Source organism: Orrella dioscoreae (assembly GCF_900089455.2).
GTDB classification, from domain to species: Bacteria; Pseudomonadota; Gammaproteobacteria; order Burkholderiales; family Burkholderiaceae_B; genus Orrella; species Orrella dioscoreae.
Genome location: NZ_LT907988.1, coordinates 2,482,736 through 2,502,320 on the forward strand (window position 1 = coordinate 2,482,736; position 19,585 = coordinate 2,502,320).

The 19,585-nt window shown below is 68.3% G+C and carries 17 protein-coding genes; 12 read left to right on the forward strand and 5 right to left on the reverse strand.

Annotated features, from left to right (window positions below; translation table 11 throughout):
- The first annotated feature begins 28 nt into the window (after positions 1 to 28).
- Both ODI_RS11650 and ODI_RS11655 read left to right on the forward strand, forming a co-directional pair.
- Positions 29 to 742: a PIG-L deacetylase family protein gene (locus ODI_RS11650; RefSeq protein ID WP_067756876.1), complete on the forward strand. Its 714-nt coding sequence runs from the start codon at positions 29 to 31 to the stop codon at positions 740 to 742.
- Between the two features lie 96 nt (positions 743 to 838).
- The gene (locus ODI_RS11655) at positions 839 to 1,801 is read left to right on the forward strand and encodes a Bug family tripartite tricarboxylate transporter substrate binding protein (RefSeq protein WP_067756873.1); all 963 of its coding nucleotides are present in this window, start codon (positions 839 to 841) and stop codon (positions 1,799 to 1,801) included.
- 31 nt (positions 1,802 to 1,832) lie between these two features.
- Here the strand turns inward: ODI_RS11655 and ODI_RS11660 are convergent, their stop codons facing one another.
- Positions 1,833 to 2,723, reverse strand: coding sequence for a LysR family transcriptional regulator (locus ODI_RS11660; RefSeq protein WP_067756870.1), 891 nt, complete (start codon positions 2,721 to 2,723; stop codon positions 1,833 to 1,835).
- Between the two features lie 104 nt (positions 2,724 to 2,827).
- Here ODI_RS11660 and ODI_RS11665 point away from each other — a divergent pair, with 104 nt between their 5' ends.
- The 3 genes from ODI_RS11665 to ODI_RS11675 all read left to right on the forward strand — a co-directional run bounded on the left by ODI_RS11665 (position 2,828) and on the right by ODI_RS11675 (position 4,926).
- On the forward strand, positions 2,828 to 3,652 hold the full coding sequence (locus ODI_RS11665; RefSeq protein WP_067756867.1) for an SDR family oxidoreductase: 825 nt from the start codon (positions 2,828 to 2,830) through the stop codon (positions 3,650 to 3,652).
- 18 nt (positions 3,653 to 3,670) lie between these two features.
- Positions 3,671 to 4,189 (forward strand): lipocalin-like domain-containing protein, encoded by a 519-nt coding sequence (locus ODI_RS11670; protein ID WP_067756864.1) that lies wholly within the window; start codon positions 3,671 to 3,673, stop codon positions 4,187 to 4,189.
- Positions 4,190 to 4,293: 104 nt separating this feature from the next.
- Entirely contained in the window at positions 4,294 to 4,926 is a 633-nt protein-coding gene (locus tag ODI_RS11675; RefSeq protein WP_067756861.1) for a GTP cyclohydrolase II, read from the forward strand.
- Positions 4,927 to 4,965: 39 nt separating this feature from the next.
- Here ODI_RS11675 and ODI_RS11680 read toward each other — a convergent pair whose 3' ends face one another.
- Positions 4,966 to 6,144 (reverse strand): SEL1-like repeat protein, encoded by a 1,179-nt coding sequence (locus ODI_RS11680; RefSeq protein ID WP_067756858.1) that lies wholly within the window; start codon positions 6,142 to 6,144, stop codon positions 4,966 to 4,968.
- Between the two features lie 261 nt (positions 6,145 to 6,405).
- Here ODI_RS11680 and ODI_RS11685 point away from each other — a divergent pair, with 261 nt between their 5' ends.
- The 3 genes from ODI_RS11685 (at position 6,406) to ODI_RS11695 (ending at position 9,399) form a co-directional block, all read left to right on the forward strand.
- A complete protein-coding gene (locus tag ODI_RS11685) occupies positions 6,406 to 7,446 on the forward strand; it encodes a YwqG family protein (protein WP_067756855.1) in 1,041 nt (346 codons plus the stop codon).
- Positions 7,447 to 7,784: 338 nt separating this feature from the next.
- Positions 7,785 to 8,360: a lipid IV(A) palmitoyltransferase PagP gene (pagP, locus tag ODI_RS11690; protein ID WP_067756852.1), complete on the forward strand. Its 576-nt coding sequence runs from the start codon at positions 7,785 to 7,787 to the stop codon at positions 8,358 to 8,360.
- 88 nt (positions 8,361 to 8,448) lie between these two features.
- Positions 8,449 to 9,399, forward strand: a complete 951-nt coding sequence (locus ODI_RS11695; RefSeq protein WP_067756849.1) for a WG repeat-containing protein — start codon at positions 8,449 to 8,451, stop codon at positions 9,397 to 9,399.
- Here ODI_RS11695 and ODI_RS11700 read toward each other — a convergent pair.
- Positions 9,386 to 11,686 (reverse strand): ATP-dependent DNA helicase, encoded by a 2,301-nt coding sequence (locus ODI_RS11700; protein WP_067756846.1) that lies wholly within the window; start codon positions 11,684 to 11,686, stop codon positions 9,386 to 9,388. The two genes, ODI_RS11695 and ODI_RS11700, sit on opposite strands and share 14 nt — an antisense overlap.
- Complete coding sequence (locus tag ODI_RS11705; RefSeq protein ID WP_067756898.1) at positions 11,683 to 13,350, reverse strand: VRR-NUC domain-containing protein; 1,668 nt, start codon at positions 13,348 to 13,350, stop codon at positions 11,683 to 11,685. The genes ODI_RS11700 and ODI_RS11705 overlap by 4 nt, the downstream gene beginning before the upstream one ends.
- 190 nt (positions 13,351 to 13,540) lie before the next feature.
- Here ODI_RS11705 and ODI_RS11710 point away from each other — a divergent pair, with 190 nt between their 5' ends.
- On the forward strand, positions 13,541 to 14,710 hold the full coding sequence (locus ODI_RS11710; protein WP_082985414.1) for a calcium:proton antiporter: 1,170 nt from the start codon (positions 13,541 to 13,543) through the stop codon (positions 14,708 to 14,710).
- An 83-nt stretch (positions 14,711 to 14,793) separates the two neighbouring features.
- Positions 14,794 to 16,107: a nitrate regulatory protein gene (locus ODI_RS11715; protein WP_067756843.1), complete on the forward strand. Its 1,314-nt coding sequence runs from the start codon at positions 14,794 to 14,796 to the stop codon at positions 16,105 to 16,107.
- Here ODI_RS11715 and ODI_RS11720 read toward each other — a convergent pair.
- The gene (locus ODI_RS11720) at positions 16,104 to 17,012 is read right to left on the reverse strand and encodes a DMT family transporter (protein ID WP_098020899.1); all 909 of its coding nucleotides are present in this window, start codon (positions 17,010 to 17,012) and stop codon (positions 16,104 to 16,106) included. The genes ODI_RS11715 and ODI_RS11720 overlap by 4 nt on opposite strands.
- 368 nt (positions 17,013 to 17,380) lie before the next feature.
- On the opposite strand from ODI_RS11720, the gene ODI_RS11725 reads away from it, so the two are divergent.
- Positions 17,381 to 18,679 carry a CmpA/NrtA family ABC transporter substrate-binding protein gene (locus ODI_RS11725; RefSeq protein WP_082985413.1) on the forward strand — a complete coding sequence of 433 codons (1,299 nt, stop codon included), beginning with the start codon at positions 17,381 to 17,383 and terminating at the stop codon, positions 18,677 to 18,679.
- Between the two features lie 41 nt (positions 18,680 to 18,720).
- On the forward strand, positions 18,721 to 19,575 hold the full coding sequence (gene ntrB / locus ODI_RS11730) for a nitrate ABC transporter permease (protein WP_098020900.1): 855 nt from the start codon (positions 18,721 to 18,723) through the stop codon (positions 19,573 to 19,575).
- Positions 19,576 to 19,585 lie beyond the last annotated feature (10 nt).

Below are 19,585 nucleotides of genomic sequence, written 5' to 3' on the forward strand. Positions count from 1 at the left end.
AAATGCCGCCAACAACCTGGAGACAACGATGGCGGATTCGATACTGGTGGTCACGGCCCATGTGGGCGACTTCGTGTGGCGTTGCGGCGGCGCCATGGCCCTGCATGCGCGGCGCGGCGTCGACGTGCATGTGGTGTGCCTGAGCTATGGCGAGAACGGGGAGTCGAATGCGGCCTGGCAGGGGGATGCCCGGCGTGACACGGTGAAGGCGCTGCGCCGTGCGGAGGCCGAGGAGGCGGGGCGCATCCTCGGCGTGGCGTCGATGGATTTCCACGACCTGGGCGACTATCCCTTGCCGGAGTCCGCGGACTCGGTGCGCCGGGTCTCGCAGTTGCTGCGCCAGACCCAGGCGGCGGCGGTATTGACGCATCCCGAGCACGATCCGTCCAACCTGGATCACTGCCGCACCCATGAAATGGTGCTGCGGGCCCGCATGCAGGCCATGGCGCCCGGCCATGGCGCGGACTTCGTCGTGCCGCCGCAGGTCTACAGCTTCGAGCCGCACCAGACCGAGCTGTGCGGGTTCAAGCCCAATGTGCTGCTGGACATCACGGATGTCTGGGATATCAAGTGGCAGGCCATGCAGGCCATGCCCACCCAGCGCAATCTGTGGGCCTATTACGAGCGTGTCGCCCTGCAGCGCGGGGCGCAGGCCGGGCGCCGCGGCAAGACCGCGGGCACGCGCTATGGCGAGGCGTACCAGAGCATTTTCCCATCCGTCGTCACGGCGTTTGCCGGCTGAGACGGCGGGCCGCCTTCCCGCAAGGGGGCGGCGGCATGCCGCATGACTGCGGCCAGACACAAGAAAAACCCAAGTCCATCCACAAGGAGGAAGACAATGCTGAAGCAGAAAACCCTGGGCATCCTTGCCCTGATCGCCGGCCTGGCGCCGGCTGCCCACGCGCTCGCGGCGTATCCCGAGCGTCCCATCCGCATGGTGGTGCCTTTCGCCGCGGGCGGTCCCGCCGACATGGTGGGGCGTGAGTTCGCCCAGCTGTTCAGCGAGCAACTGGGCCAGCCCGTGGTGGTGGTGAACGCGGGCGGCGGGCATGGCGTGCCGGCCTTGAACCAGGTGCTGGGGCAGGAGGCCGATGGCTACACGCTGCTGATGCCAGCCTCGGGCAACATGACGATCCCGTCGAAGGCCATGGCGGGCAAGGACGTGCTCGGCCTGCTGGCGCCCATCAGCCTGCTGACGGAAAGCCCGCACGTGCTGGTCGTGACTGCCAAGTTGCCCGTGAACTCGGTCCAGGACCTGGTGGACTATGCGCGCCAGCATCCGGGCCGGGTGAATTTCGGTTCCGCGGGCGTGGGCGGCGTGGCGCACCTGGGCATGGAGTTGTTCAAAAGCGAGGCCAAGGTGGATGTGGTGCACGTGCCTTATCGCGGCACGTCGCAAGTCCTGACGGACATCGCGTCGGGGCAGGTCCAGGCCTTGTTCAGCAGCATGCCCTCGCTGCAACCGCTGATCGACAAGAAGGCGGTGAAGGCACTGGCCATGAGCGCACCGAGCAAGGGCGAGGAGACGGCCAGCCTGCCCCTGGTGTCGCAGACCCTGCCCGGCATGTCGTACACCACCTGGTATGGGCTGTTCGCCAAGGCGGGCACGCCGCAACCGGTGCTGGACACGTTGAACAAGGCTGTCGTGGAAACCTTGAAGAATCCCGCGCTGAACAAGAAGTTCGCGCCGCAAGGCGTGGAGTTCGTGTCCAGCACGCCCGCGCAGCTGACCGAGATCGTCCAGCGCGACACTCGCAAATGGACGGCGCTGATCGAGCAGGCGGGCATCGAGATCGACTGACGCGTGCACGCCCAGGCCTGGCCTGGGCGTGTCAGGGCAAGGCCTTCACCACGTCGATCAGCGCGCGCAGCGCGGGCGGCGGGTGGCGGTTGGCCGGGAAATACAGGTACAGCCCGGGGATGGCCGGGCACCAGTCCTCGAGCAGGGGCAGCAGCCGCTTGCGTGCGAAGTAGGGCGCGGCATAAGGCTCCGGCACATAGGCGATACCCAGTCCGTCGGCGGCGGCCTCGGCCATCAACGCGCTGCTGTCCAGGGTCAGCGCGCCCGGGACGTCCAGCGCCAGCTCCTGGTCGCGCCGCTTGAATTCCCAGCGATAGCGCTTGCCGCTGGGCAGGCGCTGGCGGATGCATTGGTGCGTCATCAGGTCGTCCGGCGTGCGCGGTGCGGGGTGGCGGCGCAAATAGGCGGGCGAGGCCACGGGCAGGAAGCGCAGCTCGGGCCCGAGGCGGACCGCCACCATGTCCTTGGGCACGGCTTCCCCCAGGCGGATGCCGGCATCGAAGCCGCGTCCGACGATATCCACCAGTTGCCCGTCCACGGACAGGTCCAGTTCGATGCGGGGATGGCGAGCGCGCAAGGGCGGCAACACGGTTTGCAGCAGCAGGCGTATGGCGCCTTCACTGCCATTGATGCGCAATACGCCGCTGGGCTGGCCGCCTGCGGCGGACGTTTCATCCAGGGCCTGGTCCAGGTCCCGCAGGATGGGCGTGAGGCGCGTCAGCAGTTGTTCGCCCTCGTGTGTCAGGGCCACGCTGCGCGTGGTGCGATTCAGCAGCCGCACGCCCAGCTTGGCTTCCAGCCCGCGCATGGCCAGGCTCAGGGCCGAGTGGGACACGCCCAGCACATCGGCCGTGCGGCGAAAGCTCTTGTGCGAGGCGACGGCGGCGAATGCATGCAGGTCGGCGAGGGAGGGCGAGTTCATTGGTTGATAATACTCACCAATTCATGCAGGGAAAAGCCTCTTCCATAACCAGTGTTGCCTCCTTACGATGAAGGCCGATGCAATCATCACAAGGAGCAGGGCATATGAGCAAGACGTGGTTCATCACCGGGGCCTCGGCAGGATTGGGACGAGGATTGGCCGACACGTTGCTGGCGCGCGGCGACACCGTCGTGGCGACCGTGCGGCGCGAAGGCGTGCTGGATGACGCGCAGGCCCGCCATGGCGAGCGCCTGCGGGTGCTGAGGCTGGACGTGACCGATACCGCGGCCCTGCGCGATGGCGTGGCGCAAGCATTCGCCGCCGTCGGGCGCATCGACGTGGTGGTCAGCAATGCGGCTTACGGGCTTTTCGGCGCGGCGGAAGAGCTGGACGACGCACGGATCGCGCGGCAGATCGCCACCAATCTCACGGGCTCGATCCAGTTGATCCGCGCGGTGCTGCCTTTCCTGCGCAAGCAGGGCGGCGGACGGATCGTGCAAGTCTCGTCAGAAGGCGGCCAGATCGCCTATCCGAACTTCAGCCTGTACCACGCGACCAAGTGGGGGATCGAAGGCTTTGTGGAGTCGGTCGCGCAGGAAGTGGCGCCCTTCGGCATCGATTTCCTCATCGTCGAGCCCGGTCCCACGCGCACGAATTTCGGTGCCGCGCTGGACCACGCGCCGGCCATGGCCTGCTACGACGACACGCCGGCCGGGGCCGTGCGGCGCGCCGTGGCGGCGGGCAATTTCGCGGATTTCGGCGTTGCGGGCAAGACGGTGGACGCGATGATCGCGGCCATCGATGCCGAGCGGCTGCCGCTGCGGCTGGCGCTGGGCAGTTCCACCTTCGATAAGGTGGGCGAGGCCTTGCGGCAGCGGCTGGCGCTGCTGCAGTCGCAAAGGGAAGTGGCCTTGTCCGTGATGGCGTGAACGACAGGAGACGGGAACATGGGATTGAGGAAGAGGCATGTCGCTGTCGGCCTGGCGGCCATGGCTTTGCTGTTTGCCGGCACGCAATCCGCGCGCGCCGCGCCCGCCAATCAGGTGCTTGGCACCTGGCGGATGGTAAAGGCGGAGGTCGAGCAGGATGGCATCACGCGGCCGGCCTATGGCACGCAGCCTCGGGGCATGCTGGTCTTCACGCCGGACATGCATTTCGTGGAAGTGCTGACGGATGCCTCCGTGCCCCGCTTCGCGTCCCAGGCGCGCGGCCAGGGCACCGATGCGGAAAACCGCGCTGCCATGGCTGCGAACATCGGTTTTTTCGGCACCTATACGGTGGATGCACAGGGGGAGTTCAGCGGCAACCGCGTGCAAGGGGCGACGTTTCCCAACTGGGTGGGCAGCGCGCGCACGCGCCAGGACCTGAGCCTGGTCGTGGAGGGCGACCGCATGGTCGAGCATTTCCGTCGGCCCGAAGGTGCGCGGGTATATATTGAATGGGAGCGGGTGCGGACGGCGCAGTAGGGGCTTTCGGGCGGATTCCCCGGGCTGCCGTAGAATTCCCGATTTGGGCCTGCCCCTTGCTTTTCAAGTTGTTCCCTTTGAGCGATACCCCCGCCGCGACCGCAATGCCTTCCTCCGCCGTATCCATACGTTCGGAAGTACAGCTTCCCATCCAGTTGGCCGATGGCACGGAGGCTTCCGCCCTGGTCTACAGTTTTCGCGGCCTGAGCGATGGCAAGGAGCACATCGCGCTGAAGTTCGGCGAGCCCGCCGCCGTGCCGCTGGTGCGCGTGCATTCCGAGTGCATGACGGGCGATGTGTTCGGTTCCCTGCGCTGTGATTGTGGTCCCCAGCTGGAAGAGTCGCTGAAGACCTTGCGGGAAGAGGGCGGCTACCTGCTTTACCTGCGCCAGGAGGGCAGGGGAATCGGCCTGTACGCCAAGCTCGACGCCTACCGCCTGCAGGAACAGGGACAGGACACCTATGCCGCCAACGTGATGCTGGGGCATGGTGCGGACGAGCGCGACTACATCGTCGCCGCGCAGATGCTGCGCGCCTTGGGGGTGGGGCGGATCGAGCTGCTCACCAACAATCCCCAGAAGTGCAAGCAGTTGTCGGGCCTGGGCATCAACGTGGCCGCCACGCGCCGCACGGGGGTGTATTCCAGCGCGCACAATCTGGCGTATCTGCAGGCCAAGGTGCGGCAGACGGGGCATTTGCTGCAGTTGGGCCCGGCAGGCCAGGACGACCAGGGATAAACGGTTGATCCAACGCGTCGGGGACTGCAGGCAGTGGCCTTACCGCGGCGCGGCGTCCAGTGCCCGGTCCACGCGACGGATGGCTTGCGCGCCGCTGCCAGCGGCCATCAGGTCCGCTTCCAGCTTGCGGCCTTGCGCGATCTGCGCCCGGCTCATCTGCGCGGCCAGCCTGTCGCGGTAGCCGGCCAGGTCTTCCGGCAAGCGAGCCGTGCCAAGCAGCGCATAGGCAACCGGCAGGTTGCGCGGCACGCCACGTCCTTCGGCATACATGACGCCCAGGTTGATGCGGGCACGGGGGTGGCCTTGCTCGGCGGCCTTGCGCCACCATGCCACCGCTTGCGCCTCGTCCCGGCCGACGCCATCGCCATCGGCATACAGCGCGCCCAGGTTGGACTGGGCCTTGGCGTACCCCTGTTCCGCAGCCTTGCGATACCAGGCTACCGCCTGCGAGATGTCCCGTGCGACGCCCCGTCCAAAGTCGTATCCCACCGCCAGGTTGTACTGGGCATCGGCGTCGCCTTGCTCGGCCGCCCGGCGAAACCAGTGCATGGCGGCCTCGGGATCCCGCGCCACGCCCTGGCCGTCCAGGTACAGGGTGCCCAGGTTGTTCTGCGCCACGGGCAGCCCTTGCTGCGCGGCCTGCCGCAGCCAGTGCACGGCCTGCGCGTTGTCGCGCAAGGGCCCTTCCGTGACGGCATACAGTTCACCCAGCCTGTTCTGCGCCTTGGCATGGCCTTGTTCAGCGGCCTTGCGCCACCATTGCATGGCCTGTTCGTCGCTCTGCTTGACGCCATCGCCGTTGGCGTACAACTGGCCCATGCAATATTGCCCGTCGGCGTCGTCCTGACTGGCGGCTTTCGCGCACCACTGCGCGGTCTGGGCATAATCCCGCGGCACGCCCTGGCCATTGGCGTACATCATGCCCAGGTTGAACTGGGCGCCGGCTTCGCCTTGCTCGGCCGCCTTGCGCAGCCACGACACGGCGGAGACGTCATCGTGGCCAGCGATCTGGCCATTGGCATGCAGCAGGCCCAAACCGTACTGGGCCGGTGCATGGCCCGCTTCGGCCAGCGGCTGCCAGTATTGCCGCGCGCTGGCATAGTCGCCGGCTTCGTAGGCCGAGTAGCCCTGTTCGAAAGCAGGCTGGGCGGAAGGCTGTGCAAGGGCCGGCGCGCCGACGCACAGGGCCAGCAAGAAGAGCGGAATGCGGAGTGTCATTGATGTGGCGGGCGATCGTCGATGGGGCGGGCAAAGGCTAGCAAAACCCGACAGGCCTGCGTGCATCCGATTGTTTCCCCACTCATGTCGGTGCATGACAAAGGGTGACGACGATTTGCGGCAGGGCGCATCGCTTGTCTGCCGACAAGCGGGATTGGATAAACTTTGCCGGCGCCGGCGCCTGACCGGGCCAGCCTTCCAGGCTGGCGGCCTCGGGCCAGCCGGCCAGGCCAAACCCCGTCGACAAGGAAGCGATGACGCATGTTCGATTCCCCTGATCACGCCGCGCAGGCCATGCAGGCATTCTTCGCGCCGCAGCAAGTCCAGGAAGTGGTGCAGGCCCTGGTGCCCGCGATTGCCCTGCGCCCCGTGCCTGACCCAGGACAGCCAGGCGCGTCAAGACTGGGCGGCCTGCCCGACATGCCCGCAGGGGCGCAATGGCCGCGCCCGTCCATTCCCGACGATATCGATGCCATCGCCCAACGCGGCAACGCGTCGGCCGCGGCCGAGATGCGCGTGCACCTGGGCAAGGGCTTGCCTTTCGCCTTCATCGGCCAGATCGACCTGGAGGAAGCCAGCCGCCTGGGCGCGGCGGCGGCCGCTTTGCCTGCGCAGGGCAGGCTGCTGTTCTTCCATGATCTTGCCATCGGCCCCTGGGAGTCGGGCGCGCGCACGGTGCGCGTGATCTGGGACGAGACGCCCCGCGAGGCGCTGCGTCCGCTTGCCATGCCCGCTGACCTGGCCGACGCCGCCCAGGCGGAATGGCGCGAACTGGAAGCCGTGTTCCGCGAATACGACCGGGCCGCGCAGGGCGCCAGGCAGCCTGCCACCGTGTACGGCGCCCAGCCCCGTCCGGTGTCGCTGCGTGCCATGCTCGTGGCGCCCGATCCCGCATCGCTGGAAAGCGAGGGCCTGCCAGGGCTGCGGCCAGCCGGCAATGCGGATGAGGATTTCGCCGATGCCTACGAAGGCATGCGTGAAGACCAGGGACTGTCCTGGCCCGCCGAAAAATGGAAACGCCACCAGCTGCTGGGCAGCCCGGCGCCTGAACAGGATGACCCGCGTTATCAGGCCGTGGTCGTGACCGACTACAAGCAGGAATTCCTGGATCGCGAGACCTGGCAGCGCGAGCGCGATCGGATCATGCAGCGCGCGCGGGACTGGCGGCTGCTGCTGCAGGTGGATCTGGCGGACTGGAGTGGCGACGTGCTGGGTGAAGGCACCGTGTACTTCCTGATCCGCAGCGAGGACCTCGCTGTCAGGCGGTTCGACCGGGTGGTCGCCGTCTACCAGCAGACATGAACCCCGCCGCCACGCCGGCCTTGGCCAGCCGCCGCCGGCGCCTGCTGTGCCAGGCGGGCATCGGCTGCATCGGCTGCATCGAGGCGGACGTGCGTCGGGCGCTGGGGGCTTGAAGGTCGACTGGCGGTTTGGCGGTGTCTTTGCCTGCGTGGACTGTTTGTCCAGTATTCGCATAATGTATATTATGAGAAGTTGCGGTTAGAGAAAACTCGCTCGGGATTGGATCCATTCCAGGCCCCCCCCGGCCACCCACTGGCATGGCAACGTGCGGGTCCCGTCGCTGCGGTGCCCAGCCTGTCTGTAGTATTGCTGTCATGCCTATTGTCAGTCCCGTTGCCATGTCCTTGAAAAAACGCTGCTTTCCTCTTTTCCCCGCCTTGCTCGCCGCGGCGGTCAGCACCGCGACACTGCCCGTCTCCGCCGCCTCCTGCACCAGCGGCCCCGGCTGGTTCCAGTCCGGCTGCAACCGCCTGCACCAGGTCTGGGACGAAGGCCGCACCGAGATGTATGTCAGCGGCTACGCCTGGCACAACCGCTGGACCTACACGCGCGAGAAGGTCGACACCTTCCGCGAGGTGGCCTGGGGCGGCGGCCTGGGCAAGGGCTTCCATGATGAAGATGGCGACTGGCACGGGCTCTATGCCATGGCCTTCCTGGATTCGCACAGCGACTGGCAGCCGATTGCGGGCTATGCCTTCCAGAAGATCGGCCGCATCGGCGAGAACGGCCGCGTGGGGGCCGGCTACACGGTCTTCCTGACCTCGCGCTCGGACATGTTCGGGCGCGCGCCCTTCCCTGGCGCGCTGCCGCTGGTGTCGGTGGGCTATCGCAAGGCCGACCTTTACGCCACCTACATTCCCGGCGCCAGCGGCGCGGGCAATGTGCTGTTCATGTTCGGCAAGGTGGCGTTCTGAGGCGGCTGTCCGTCCGGATGCGAATTGTTACCGGGCCGTGAAGGCTGGGTTGGCAGAATGGCACACCCTGACTGCCCACACGCCTGTGATGACCGCCACTGCCTCCCTGCCCTCGATCCGCCCGACCCTGCTGCGCTGGATGCTCGGCGTCGCCATCGCCACGATGGGCGCCGCCGCGTTTGCCCAATCCGCCGAGGACGGCCTCCAGGACGCCGTCGGCGTGGTCGAGGAAGATGGCTCCGTCACCGCCTATTCCGATCCGTTCTGCGCGGGGTTCGCGGAGTCCTTCAAGAAGAACGGCGGCGACACGTCGTTGATGCCGGAATGCCCGGAGGAGCCCGTGGCGCCGATGTCGATGTCGCCCCATGCCAAGGGCGAGCGCGCCGGCCTGGCGTCGGCGATGGCCTATGTGGACTTACGCAAGCACCAGAAGGCCAACCGCAAGGACCTGCCGCTGCTGCCCGGCTTCTACGACAAGTCGCAGGACGCCTGGATCATGCGCGAGGACGGCTATTACCCGTTCACGTCTTTCGACGGCGACTCGTATGCGGTGATCTCGAAGGAAGACGCCGGGATGGGCGTGATCGACAGGCTGGGTCACATCCTCGTGCCGCTCGAATACAGCCAGATCGGGTTCGAGTCGACCCGCCAGGTCATTTCGGTGCGGGACGGCGAGCGGGACAAGGTCGGTCTGTACTCCATCCAGGGCGAACAACTGGTCAAGCCACGCTACGACGCCGCCGAATTGATCGACGGCAAGCACCTGCTGACGCTGCGCGACGGCGTGTACGAGGTGCTGGACCTGAAGGGCAAGGCCTTGTTCAGCACCCGCAAGCCCATCAGCCCGGCCGGCGAGGACCGCTTCTGGTTCATGGAAGCGCCGCAGCGCCACGGCATCATGGACGCGCAAGGCAAGGTCATCGTGAAGCCGGAGTTCACCTATACCTCGGGCTTCCAGGACGGCAAGCTGGTGTCGCAGAAGGAAGGCGGCGAGAACTACGTGATCTACCGCGACGGCAAGGTGGTCAGGCAGCCCTAGGCGGACGCGTTTCGGCCACGCGCCACCAGTCGGGCAGCAAGACGCGCACCTTGCGCTGACGGTAGCGGTCATCGATGAGATAGACCGTGCCGGTGTCGGTTTCCGTCCGGATGACCCGCCCCGCGGCCTGCACCACTTTCTGCAGGCCGGGATAGAGATAGGTGTAGTCATAGGCCAGCGCATCGCCGAAACGTGCGCGCATGGCGGCCAGCATCTGTTCGTTCACCGGATTGACCTGGGGCAGGCCCAGCGTGGCGATGAAGGCGCCGATGAGGCGGCGGCCCGGCAGATCCACGCCTTCCGAGAAAGCCCCGCCCAGCACCGCGAACCCCACGCCCTGCCCTGTTTCGGTGAAGCGCCCGAGGAACGCCGCGCGGGCGTCGTCGTTCATCCGCGCGGCTTGCGTCCATGTGGGAATGCCGGGATGCGCGGCCGCCAGTTGCGCAGCCACCTGTTCCAGATAGGCGAAGCTGCTCAGGAAGACCAGGTAGTTGCCCGGTTGGGCGGCGTATTGCCTGGCCACCAGGTCGGCGATGGGCGCGACCGAGCCGGCCCGGTCGCGCCAGCGGGTGGAGACATGGCCCACGACGTTGACCTGCAGTTGCGCCTGGTCGAACGGCGCGCAGACATCGACCCAGCCTGTCGTGGCCGGCAGGCCCAGCGTGTCCTGGTGGAAGGACTGCGGGCTGAACGTGCCCGAGAACAGCACGGTGCTGCGCGCGGCGGCGTGGCGGGCGGCCAGGTAAGGCGCGGGCACGACGTTGCGGATGCAGATCTCCGATTCGGGCTTGGCGCGCAGGCCCGCGCCTTCGGTGACGGTGAGGTCGAACAGCGCATGGGTGCCGAAGCTGTCGGCCAGGCGGCCGAACTGCAGCAGCGTGAAGTACAGCGACAGCGCGGGATCGTCCGGCGCGGCGGGGCCGCCCGCGAAGTGTTCGGCCAGCGCCGTGCTGGCGCGCTGCGCGGCCTCGCGCAGCTTGGCGGGCACCGTGTCGTAGGCGGCGTACGGGCTGTCCTGCTTCTTCTGGACGGCGCGCCAGGACCTGAGCAGTGCGTCCAGCGGCTTGCGCAGATGTCCTGGCGCCGCCAGGCGCGCGGCACGCAGCTCGGCCATCGACAGCGTGACGCTGTACATGCGGCGCGCGCGCGCCAGCAGGTTGTGCGCTTCATCCACCGCCACCGCCACGCGCCATTGATGCGCCAGGGTCAGGGCATGGAGCATGGCGTTGGCGTCGAACCAATAGTTGTAGTCGCCCACCACCACGTCGCTCCAGCGCGCCAGTTCCTGGTTCAGGTAATAGGGGCAGACGCCGTGCGCGTCCGCCACGGCCCGGACCGCCTCGCGGGTCAGCGTGGCATCGGGGCGCGCCAGTGCCTGCGCGCGGGCGGCTGGCAGGCGGTCGTAGAAGCCTCTTGCGCGCGGGCAGGCGTCGCCGTGGCAGGCGCGGTCAGGTTCCGCGCAGGCCTTGTCGCGCGCCACCAGTGCCACCACCCGCAACGGCAATCCGCCCTCGCGCGAGGCGTGCAGGCGCGCGACGGCGTCCAGCGCCAGGCCGTGGCCAGGCCCCTTGGCGGACAGGAAGTAGACCTTGTCCAGCCCCTGGGTGGCGCAGGCCTTGAGCAGCGGAAACAGCGTGCCCAGCGTCTTGCCGACGCCGGTGGGCGCCTGCGCCATGAGCGGATGGCCGTCGCGGGCGGCGCGATACACCGCCACGGCCAGTTCGCGTTGCCCGGCGCGCATCTGCCCATAAGGGAAGGCCAGGTCCTCGAGCGCGCCGTCGCGGGCTTCGCGGTGCGCGCGCTCCTGCATGGCCCAGCCGGCGTAGCGTTCGCACAGGTCGTTGAAGAGGCTGGCCAGCGTGGCGGCGTCCAGGGTTTCGGCCTCGGCGGTTTCTTCTTCCGTGTCGAGGTTGAAATAGACGACCGCCACGGTGATCTCGGCCAGGTCGCGCGAGGCGCACAGCATGTGGCCGTAGACCCGCGCCTGCGCCCGGTGCAGGGCACGCTGGTTGGCGCGCAAGGCGGCCAGGTCGCCGCGGTAGGTCTTCACTTCCTCCACGCGCCGGGCACGCGGGTCGTAGCCGTCGGCGCGGCCGCGCACCGTCAGGCCTGCATGGTTGGCCGACAAGGTGACCTCGTGTTCGACGTGCGCCGCGCGCCGGTGGGCGATGACGGCGTGGCCGGCCATGCCTTCCAGCGCTGTCGGCGCGGGCGTGAAGCGCGAGTCCAGGTCGCCCGCGCGCGCGGTGAAGTCGCACAGCGTGCGCACGGCCACTTCCAGCTTCATGCGCCCTGCTCCATGGCCGCCCATTGCACATGGCAGACCCGCACGGGCAGGCCGTGGCGTTGCGCGTAGTCGAGCCAGCGGATCTGGTTGTCCTGCAGGCGGTCGCCGGGCCCCTTGACCTCGATGAGTTCGTAGCGGCGCTCGGCCGGCCAGAAGCAGACGAGATCGGGCAGGCCCGAGCGGTTGGTCTTGATGTCGGCGAGCAGGCGCGCGAACCATCGTGCCAGGTGGCCGGCCGGGATGCAGTCCAGCGCGGTCTCGATGAGTTCGCGCGTGAGCAGTCCCCAGGACACGAAGGGGGACTGGATGCCGGCCTTGGCGTCGTAGCACGCCAGGATGCGGGCACGGTGTTCGCCGCTCTGCAGCAAGGCCAGGCAGGCGTCGAAGGCCCGGGCGCGGCGGGCATGGAAATCGGGTTCGTGCAGGTCGGCCGGGCCGCGCTGGAAGGGATGGAAGAACGCGCCTGCCACGGGCAGGAAGATGGCCTCCCAGCAGAGCAGCCCGAACAAGGAATTGATGAGCCCGTTTTCCACCCAGTGCACGCTGGCGCCATCGCGGGCGTAATGGTCGCGCACGACGCATTCGACGCGGGGCGCATCCGCCGGCCGCGTCAGGACCAGGGTGTCGGGGGCGGCGCCGTGCCGCTTGCCCCGGGGGACGGCGGCCAGCCCGGCCTGGCGGGCCAGGCGCGGCAGCATGCGCATGACGCCTTGCTGCTCGGCTTCATTGCCCGCCTCTGCTTCCGCAAGCACTGCCGTGGCCAGCGCGTGCGCCTCGGCATGGCGTTGCTGGCGCTCCAGCACGCGGATCAGGCGTTGGCGGGCGCCGGGGTACGTGCTGGCGCGATAGGCCTGCTCGGCCTCGGTCCAGTCGGCGCCGCGCTCGCAATGCTGGCCCAGCCGGAACAGCACCTTGGCTTGCCTGCGGGCAAGCCAGGGCACGGCCGTGGCGCAGGCAAGCACCTGTTCGCGCAGCGCCGGCGCGGGCACGGGCTCGGGGGCATCGAGACCGTCACGCAAGGCTTGCAGCGCCAGATAGACATCGACGTGGGCAGCCTGCTGGAAGGCGCGGGTGCTGGCATCGATCCGCACGGCTTCGTATTGGAAGACGCCCAGGTCGGCCAGCACGAACTCGGACCATTCCTGGTGGAGATTGCCGAAGAACATCAGCCGCAGGCGCTGGACCAGGGGGGCGATCTCGACGGACCAGATCGCCTCGCCGGGCGCCGCGCCCCAGGCGCTGCAAGGCTGGGCAGGCGGCGTGCCGAGGAACGTTTCCAGCCCGGCCAGCAGCTCCGCCTTGCGCAAGGTGGCGCGCAGGCCCGATTGGGGATAGCGCCGGGCGAGCGCGTCCTTGGTGTGCAGGCTTGCCCACGCCGGCCAGTCCAGCACCGGGTCGGCACGCAGCCAACCCAGCGCCAGCAGGGGCGCGGCCGCCGGCACCACCGGGCCGATTTCCTCGTAGTGCAGGCGGTCCGCGCGGTGCACCGTGGGCCGGCGCATGAGCAAGCGCACCAGCAAGGCCCGGGAAGCCTGGGGCAAGGCTGGAAACGCCTGCAGGAATGCGGTTTCCGCCGGGCCCAGCACATCCGCGTAACGCGTGCCCAGCCAGTCCAGCGCGCGCTGGAAGTTGTGCAGGTAGTAATAGCGGTGGGCGGGGAACATGCCTGGCGGACGCATTGCAGAAAACAAAACTGGATGTTTATCCAGTCCTCATCATAACCCTTGTCGGCGGCGGGGCACGCCCCGCCGAGGTAGAATCCTCCCGCCAGGCAACCTATACGCCCTGCCCTTCAAGGACGGCCTTGAACGCGCGTGCACCCGGGGACGGCCCCGTCCTTACAGGATGACGTTCATGGCCCCGCTTCCTCCCTCCCCCGCGCTTCCTTCCACCGATCCCCGCAACGCCCGCGCCACCTGGCTGCGCCTGGCATTGGCCTGGGCGATGGTGGCCGCCTTCACCGTATTCGGCCCCGCCTGGCTGGCCGCGCCCTTGACGCCGTGGGTGGCCCTGGCCGCCTTTCTGGCGCTGTTTCTCACCATCCTCGCGGCGTCCTTCGGCGTGGTGCACGAGGCCGACGGCCTGGCCCACCAGCTTGGCGAGCCGTATGGCACGCTGATCCTGACCCTGTCCATCGTGCTGATCGAGGTGGTCCTGATCGCCTCGGTGCTGCTGGGGCCGGGCGAATTCCCGACCATCGGCAGGGATTCGATCTTCGCCGTGATGATGATCATCGTGAACCTGGTCATGGGCATCTGCCTGGTGGCGGGCGGCCTGCGCCATGGCGAGCAGGAGTTCAACGCGCAGGGCGCCGGCGTGTATCTGTCGATGATCATGCTGCTGACGGCGGTGTCGCTGGTGCTGCCCAATTTCCTGGCGGGCGCGGGCGAATTCGATCGGCTGCAAGGCTGGGCTGTGGCGGCGCTGACGGGCGGGCTGTATGCCGTCTTCCTGTGGCTGCAGATGCGCGGCGAGCGCAGGCTCTTCATCCAGCCGCCCCTGGGGCAGATGGAAGTGCGGGTGGCGCGTCGCCCGGACGCAGCCCGCAGCGCGACAGGCGCGGCGGGACGCAGCGGCATCCTGCGTGGCACGCTGCTGCTGATCGGCATGATCGTGCCCATCGTGCTGCTGGCGCATCACCTGGCCATCGTGATCGACCATGGCGTGGTCACCGTGGGGGCGCCGGTGGCCTTGTCGGGCGTGCTGATCGCCATCATCGTCTTCACGCCCGAATCCATCACCGCGGTGAAGGCGGCGCTCAACAACGAGATGCAGCGGGCCGTGAACCTGTGCCTGGGCGCCTTCGTGTCGACAGTGGGCCTGACGGTGCCGGCGGTGCTGGTGATCGGCCTCGTCACGGGCAAGACGGTGACGATGGGCATTTCCGGCGTCGAGACGGTGCTGCTGGTGGCCACCGTCTGGCTGGCGACGCTGTCCTTCAAGGGCCAGCGCACCTCGGTACTGCAGGGCGTGATGCACCTGGGGCTGTTCGCGCTGTATGGCTTCCTGCTGTTCGGGGCCTGATTCCCCCAGGTTTCCCGCCCCGCCGCTATGATGGCGAAAAGTCAGCCGCCATAAAAAATGCCGCGGCAGCAAGGGGAATCATCATGATGTCGGGGTTGGGTTTTCTCGTCGCGGCCAGGCAGTGCGAGATCGACGAGCTGGAACAACTGGCCGGCACCATCGCGCTGGCGCAGGCGCTGGGCGAGCTGGTGCATCAATTGCAGCGCGAGCGCGGCCTGTCCAATCTGTTCGTGGGATCAGGCGGGGCCGGCTTCGGCCCGCAGTGCCTGGCGGCGCGCCAGGACACCGACCGCGCCATCGCCGCCGCGCGCGAACATTTCGACCCGTTGCCCGGCGCCACCGGGTATCCGGGCAGCCGCGCCCGGCTCTTCAGCCGCATCGCCTATGCCCTGCACGGCCTGGACGCGCTGGCGGGGCTGCGCCAGCGCCTGGACCAGCTTGCGCTGGACGTGGATGCGGTGACGGCGGCGTACTGCAAGCTGATCGCGAGCCTGCTGTCGGTGGTGTTCGATGCCACCGACAATGCCGCCGATCCCGAGGTGTCGCGGTTGTTGCTGGCGTACTTCAATTTCGTGCAGGGCAAGGAATATGCCGGACAGGAACGTGCCGCCGGCGCGGCCGCCTATGCCTCGGGGCGTTGCGACGCCCGCCGCCAGCAGCAACTGCTGACGCTCATCGACGCGCAGGAGGAATGCCTGCAGACCTTCGGCGGCTTTGCCGATGCGCGGGGCCTGGCCAGTTGGCAGGCCGCCCAGGACGGCTTGAGGCTGGCCGAACTGGAACGCCTGCGCCGCATCGTCTGTACGGCGCCGGCCGACGGCCGGCTGGACCCGGCGCTCAGCATGACGTGGTTCGAGCATTGCACGGCCCGCATCGACGCCATGAAACAGGTGGAGAACGCACTGGGCGAGCAGTTGCGCGAGCGCTGCGAGCAAAGCGTGGCCGCCGCGAGGCGTGACTTGCATGCGCACCAGGCGGTGCTGCAGAAACTGGTCAGCCAGGCGGATGCGCCCTCCCCGCCCGGCGAAGCCGCCGCGCCGCTGGCGGCATTCTTCGAGCGGGAGGAGCAGGCGGCCTCGGATGGTGCGGGCCGCGCGGGCGCGCCGGCTTACGGTCCGCGCATGGAACGCGAGATCCTGGCCATGCTGCGCGAGCAGGCCCGCCGCCTGCAGGCCACCAGCGACGAGCTGGCCACGGTGCGCGCGGCCTTGAACGAGCGCAAGGTGATCGAGCGCGCCAAGGGCTTGTTGATGGCGCACCGGCAACTGAGCGAGGAGGCCGCCTACCGGATGCTGCGCCAGACCGCCATGGAGCAGAACCGGCGGCTGGTGGACGTGGCGGAATCGGTGCTGGCCTTGTCCAGCTATCTGGGTGGACAGGCGCCCGCGGGACCCTAGCGTGGCCGGCGCAGGCGCGCGATCCAGACACCGCCGGCGATGACCACCGCCGCACCGGCCAGGGCGCCGGCTGACGGGCGTTCGCCAAACAGCAGCCAGCCGAATACCAGGCCAAAGACGATCCAGGTGTAGCGCAAGGGACCGATGACGGCGGCATCGCACAAGCGGAAGGCGCGCAGATTGCAAAGCATGGCCACCAGCGACAAGGGCCCCAGCGCCAGGAAGGCCGCGGTCATGCCGGCGCTCATGGGTGTCCAGTCCAGGGCGGCCACGGACAACAGCAGGACCGCCGCGATGAGATTCACGTACCAGAGCACCGTGAAGCTCGACTCGGAACGCGAGAGCGTCTTCAGCAGCAGGCTTTCGCAGGCGATGAAGAGCGCGCCCATGACCGCGACCAGCACCGGCACGAGCGATCCGCCCTGCGCGCTGGGCAGGCCTGCCTGGGCCACGACCACCCCCAGGGCGCCGGCCAGGCATAGCAATGACGCCAGCCACAGGCGCAGCGGCGGCCGTTCGTGCAGCAGCAGCACGGCCAGCGCCAGGGTGAACAGCCCGTCCAGCAGGCCCAGCGCGCTGGCCGAGGCAAGCGGCAGATGGGTGGCCGCATACATGGCCGCGGTCGTGCCGGCCGCGCCAGTGAAGGCGCGCAGCACATGCCGGCCCGGCCGCTGGGTGCGCAGCGACGCCACCTGCCCGCCGCGCGCCAGCCACCAGACGGCCAGCGTCAGGAACGCGCCCAGGTAGCGCATGGCCATGATCTGCAAGGCCGGCACCTGCCCGCCCGCGAGCTTCCCCGACGTGAAGATCAGCGTGAAGATGCCCACGGCCAGCACCGCCCAGCCCACGCCGGCGGCCGAATAGGTCATGGCGGGCGTCACGGCGGGCTTGGCGTGGGAAGGCATGGACAGGCGCAAAGGAAGAAGGCCCACAGCATAAACGGCGGGAGGCGTGCCGGTGCTGCCTCTTGGTGCGGCACTGCACCATTTTCAGGCCTGGGCTGCCGGCTGTGTGCACGGGATGGCCACCGCGCCGGTCCTTTGCCCCGTCTGCACGGCCTTCCGTATCGGTGTGGCACGGCTCTTGCTTGGGTAGGCATGCCAAGCCGCCAATGATGGTGTGCGTGGCACCGCGCAGGAACCGCCCGTGCCAGCCACTGGCGGGTTCCGCGCAACGGACAACGGCGTCCCTCGCGCGTCCCCGCTGGCAGGTCCAGCCACGGCGCGCGATGGGGCGCCGTTTTTTTTCGCCTTGGTGTTACCGGAGCCTTTCCATGAGCCAGCCTGTCATCCCCGAACTGCCGTCGTCCACTGGCATCGTCACGTCCGAGGCCGCCGCGCAGCGCCCCGAGCGCCGCCGCTTCCTGCTGCAGTCGGCCGCCGTGGGCGCCGCTGCCCTGCTGCCGGCGTTGGGACATCGCGGGGCGTATGCCGCGGGCTCGGACAAGCCGGAGAAGGAAGAGGTCAGGATCGGGTTCATTCCGCTGACCGACTGTGCCAGTGTGGTGATGGCGTCCGTGCTCGGCCTGGACAAGAAGTACGGCGTGAAGATCACCCCCAGCAAGGAAGCCAATTGGGCATCGGTGCGTGACAAGCTGCTCAATGGCGAGAACGATTTCAGCCACGTCCTGTACGGCATGCTGATGGGTTTGCAGGCGGGCATCGGCGGCCCGAAAAGCGACGTGGCGCTGCTCATGACCTTGAACCGCAATGGGCAGGCCATCTCGCTGTCGAGGAAAATGGCCGATGCGGGCGCGGTGGACCTGCCATCCCTGGTGGCGCTGATGAAGCGCGAGCCGCGCGAATACACCTTCGCGCAGACCTTCCCCACCGGCACGCACGCGATGTGGCTGTATTACTGGCTGGCCAGCGGCGGCGTGAATCCGATGAAGGACGTGAAGGTCATCACCGTGCCACCGCCCCAGATGGTGGCCAATGCGCGCGTGGGCAACATGGATGGCTTCTGCGTGGGCGAGCCCTGGCACCATCGCGGCATCCTGGATGGCGTCTCGGCCCACGTCGTCAGTTCGCAGGAGATCTGGCTGGATCACCCCGAGAAGGTGCTGGGCACCACGGCGGCCTTCGCCGACAAGTATCCCAACACCTGCCGCGCGGTCACGGCCGCCATCCTGGAGGCCGGCCGCTGGATCGATGCCAGCGCCGCCAACAAGGAGAAGATGGCCGAGGTGATCGCCGCGCGCGCCTATGTGAACACCGACAAGTCCGCCATCATCGACCGTATCCAGGGGCGCTACCAGAACGGCCTGGGCAAGCGCTGGGAAGACCCCAACCACATGAAGTTCTATGACGAGGGCCAGGCCTCGTATCCCTATCTGTCGGACGCCATGTGGTTCCTGACCCAGCACAAGCGCTGGAACCTGCTCAACGCGCATCCCGATTACGAGGCGCTGGCCAGGCAGGTGAATCGGACGGCGATCTACCGCGACGCCGCGGCGGCGGCCGGCGCGCCCCTGCCCGCCAGCGATCTGCGCAGCAGCAAGCTCATGGACGGCAAGGTGTGGGACGGCAAGAACCCGGCCGCCTATGCAGACAGCTTCTCCGTCCACGGCTGAGGCCGCGCCTTACCCATCCGTTCTTGCTTCAGGAGTCCGACATGGCCCGAGCCCTTACCTCGTCCCCCCCCTCCGCCTCTGCCGCGGCGCCCGCCCTGCCCGCCCGTTCGAAGGAATGGACGAGCCGCCTGCTGCACGCCGTGGCGCCGCCCGCCTTCGGCTTCCTGCTGCTGGGCCTGTTGTGGCAGGCGTTGGCCCAGACCGGCGGCGGCATTCCCACGCCGGGCCAGACCTGGCAGGCGGCCGTGGCGCTCTTCGCCGAGCCGTTCTACCAAGCCGGGCCGAACGACCAGGGCATCGGCTGGAACGTGCTGGCTTCCCTGCAGCGCGTGGCGCTGGGCTTTGGCCTGGCGGCGCTGGTGGGCATTCCGCTGGGCTTCATGATCGGCCGCTTCCGTTTCCTGAACCGGATGGTCGGTCCGCTGATCAGCCTGCTGCGCCCCGTGTCGCCGCTGGCCTGGCTGCCCATCGGCCTGCTGGTGTTCAAGTCGGCGGATCCGGCGGCCATCTGGACCATCTTCATCTGCTCGATCTGGCCCATGATCATCAACACCGCCGTGGGCGTGCAGCGCGTGCCGCGGGACTACCTGAACGTGGCGCGGGTGCTGGACCTGTCCGAATGGAAGATCGTCACGCGCATCCTGCTGCCCGCCGTGCTGCCCTATGTGCTGACCGGCGTGCGGCTGGCCGTGGGCACGGCCTGGCTGGTGATCGTGGCCGCCGAGATGCTGACGGGCGGCGTGGGCATCGGCTTCTGGGTATGGGACGAGTGGAACAACCTGAACGTGGCCCACATCATCATCGCCATCTTCGTCATCGGCATCGTGGGCCTGCTGCTGGAGCTGCTGCTCGTGAAGCTGGCCGCGCGCCTCACCTTCGAAGACACCGCGTCCTGAGCGCAGGGAG

Excerpts from the sequence above, each read along its gene's own strand:
- ODI_RS11650 (WP_067756876.1), top strand. The coding sequence starts at position 29 with ATGGCGGATTCGATACTGGTGGTCACGGCCCATGTGGGCGACTTCGTG.
- ODI_RS11655 (WP_067756873.1), top strand. The coding sequence starts at position 839 with ATGCTGAAGCAGAAAACCCTGGGCATCCTTGCCCTGATCGCCGGCCTG.
- ODI_RS11660 (WP_067756870.1), bottom strand. The coding sequence starts at position 2,723 with ATGAACTCGCCCTCCCTCGCCGACCTGCATGCATTCGCCGCCGTCGCC.
- ODI_RS11665 (WP_067756867.1), top strand. The coding sequence starts at position 2,828 with ATGAGCAAGACGTGGTTCATCACCGGGGCCTCGGCAGGATTGGGACGA.
- ODI_RS11670 (WP_067756864.1), top strand. The coding sequence starts at position 3,671 with ATGGGATTGAGGAAGAGGCATGTCGCTGTCGGCCTGGCGGCCATGGCT.
- ODI_RS11675 (WP_067756861.1), top strand. The coding sequence starts at position 4,294 with ATGCCTTCCTCCGCCGTATCCATACGTTCGGAAGTACAGCTTCCCATC.
- ODI_RS11680 (WP_067756858.1), bottom strand. The coding sequence starts at position 6,144 with ATGACACTCCGCATTCCGCTCTTCTTGCTGGCCCTGTGCGTCGGCGCG.
- ODI_RS11685 (WP_067756855.1), top strand. The coding sequence starts at position 6,406 with ATGTTCGATTCCCCTGATCACGCCGCGCAGGCCATGCAGGCATTCTTC.
- pagP (WP_067756852.1), top strand. The coding sequence starts at position 7,785 with ATGTCCTTGAAAAAACGCTGCTTTCCTCTTTTCCCCGCCTTGCTCGCC.
- ODI_RS11695 (WP_067756849.1), top strand. The coding sequence starts at position 8,449 with ATGACCGCCACTGCCTCCCTGCCCTCGATCCGCCCGACCCTGCTGCGC.
- ODI_RS11700 (WP_067756846.1), bottom strand. The coding sequence starts at position 11,686 with ATGAAGCTGGAAGTGGCCGTGCGCACGCTGTGCGACTTCACCGCGCGC.
- ODI_RS11705 (WP_067756898.1), bottom strand. The coding sequence starts at position 13,350 with ATGTTCCCCGCCCACCGCTATTACTACCTGCACAACTTCCAGCGCGCG.
- ODI_RS11710 (WP_082985414.1), top strand. The coding sequence starts at position 13,541 with ATGGCCCCGCTTCCTCCCTCCCCCGCGCTTCCTTCCACCGATCCCCGC.
- ODI_RS11715 (WP_067756843.1), top strand. The coding sequence starts at position 14,794 with ATGATGTCGGGGTTGGGTTTTCTCGTCGCGGCCAGGCAGTGCGAGATC.
- ODI_RS11720 (WP_098020899.1), bottom strand. The coding sequence starts at position 17,012 with ATGCCTTCCCACGCCAAGCCCGCCGTGACGCCCGCCATGACCTATTCG.
- ODI_RS11725 (WP_082985413.1), top strand. The coding sequence starts at position 17,381 with ATGAGCCAGCCTGTCATCCCCGAACTGCCGTCGTCCACTGGCATCGTC.
- ntrB (WP_098020900.1), top strand. The coding sequence starts at position 18,721 with ATGGCCCGAGCCCTTACCTCGTCCCCCCCCTCCGCCTCTGCCGCGGCG.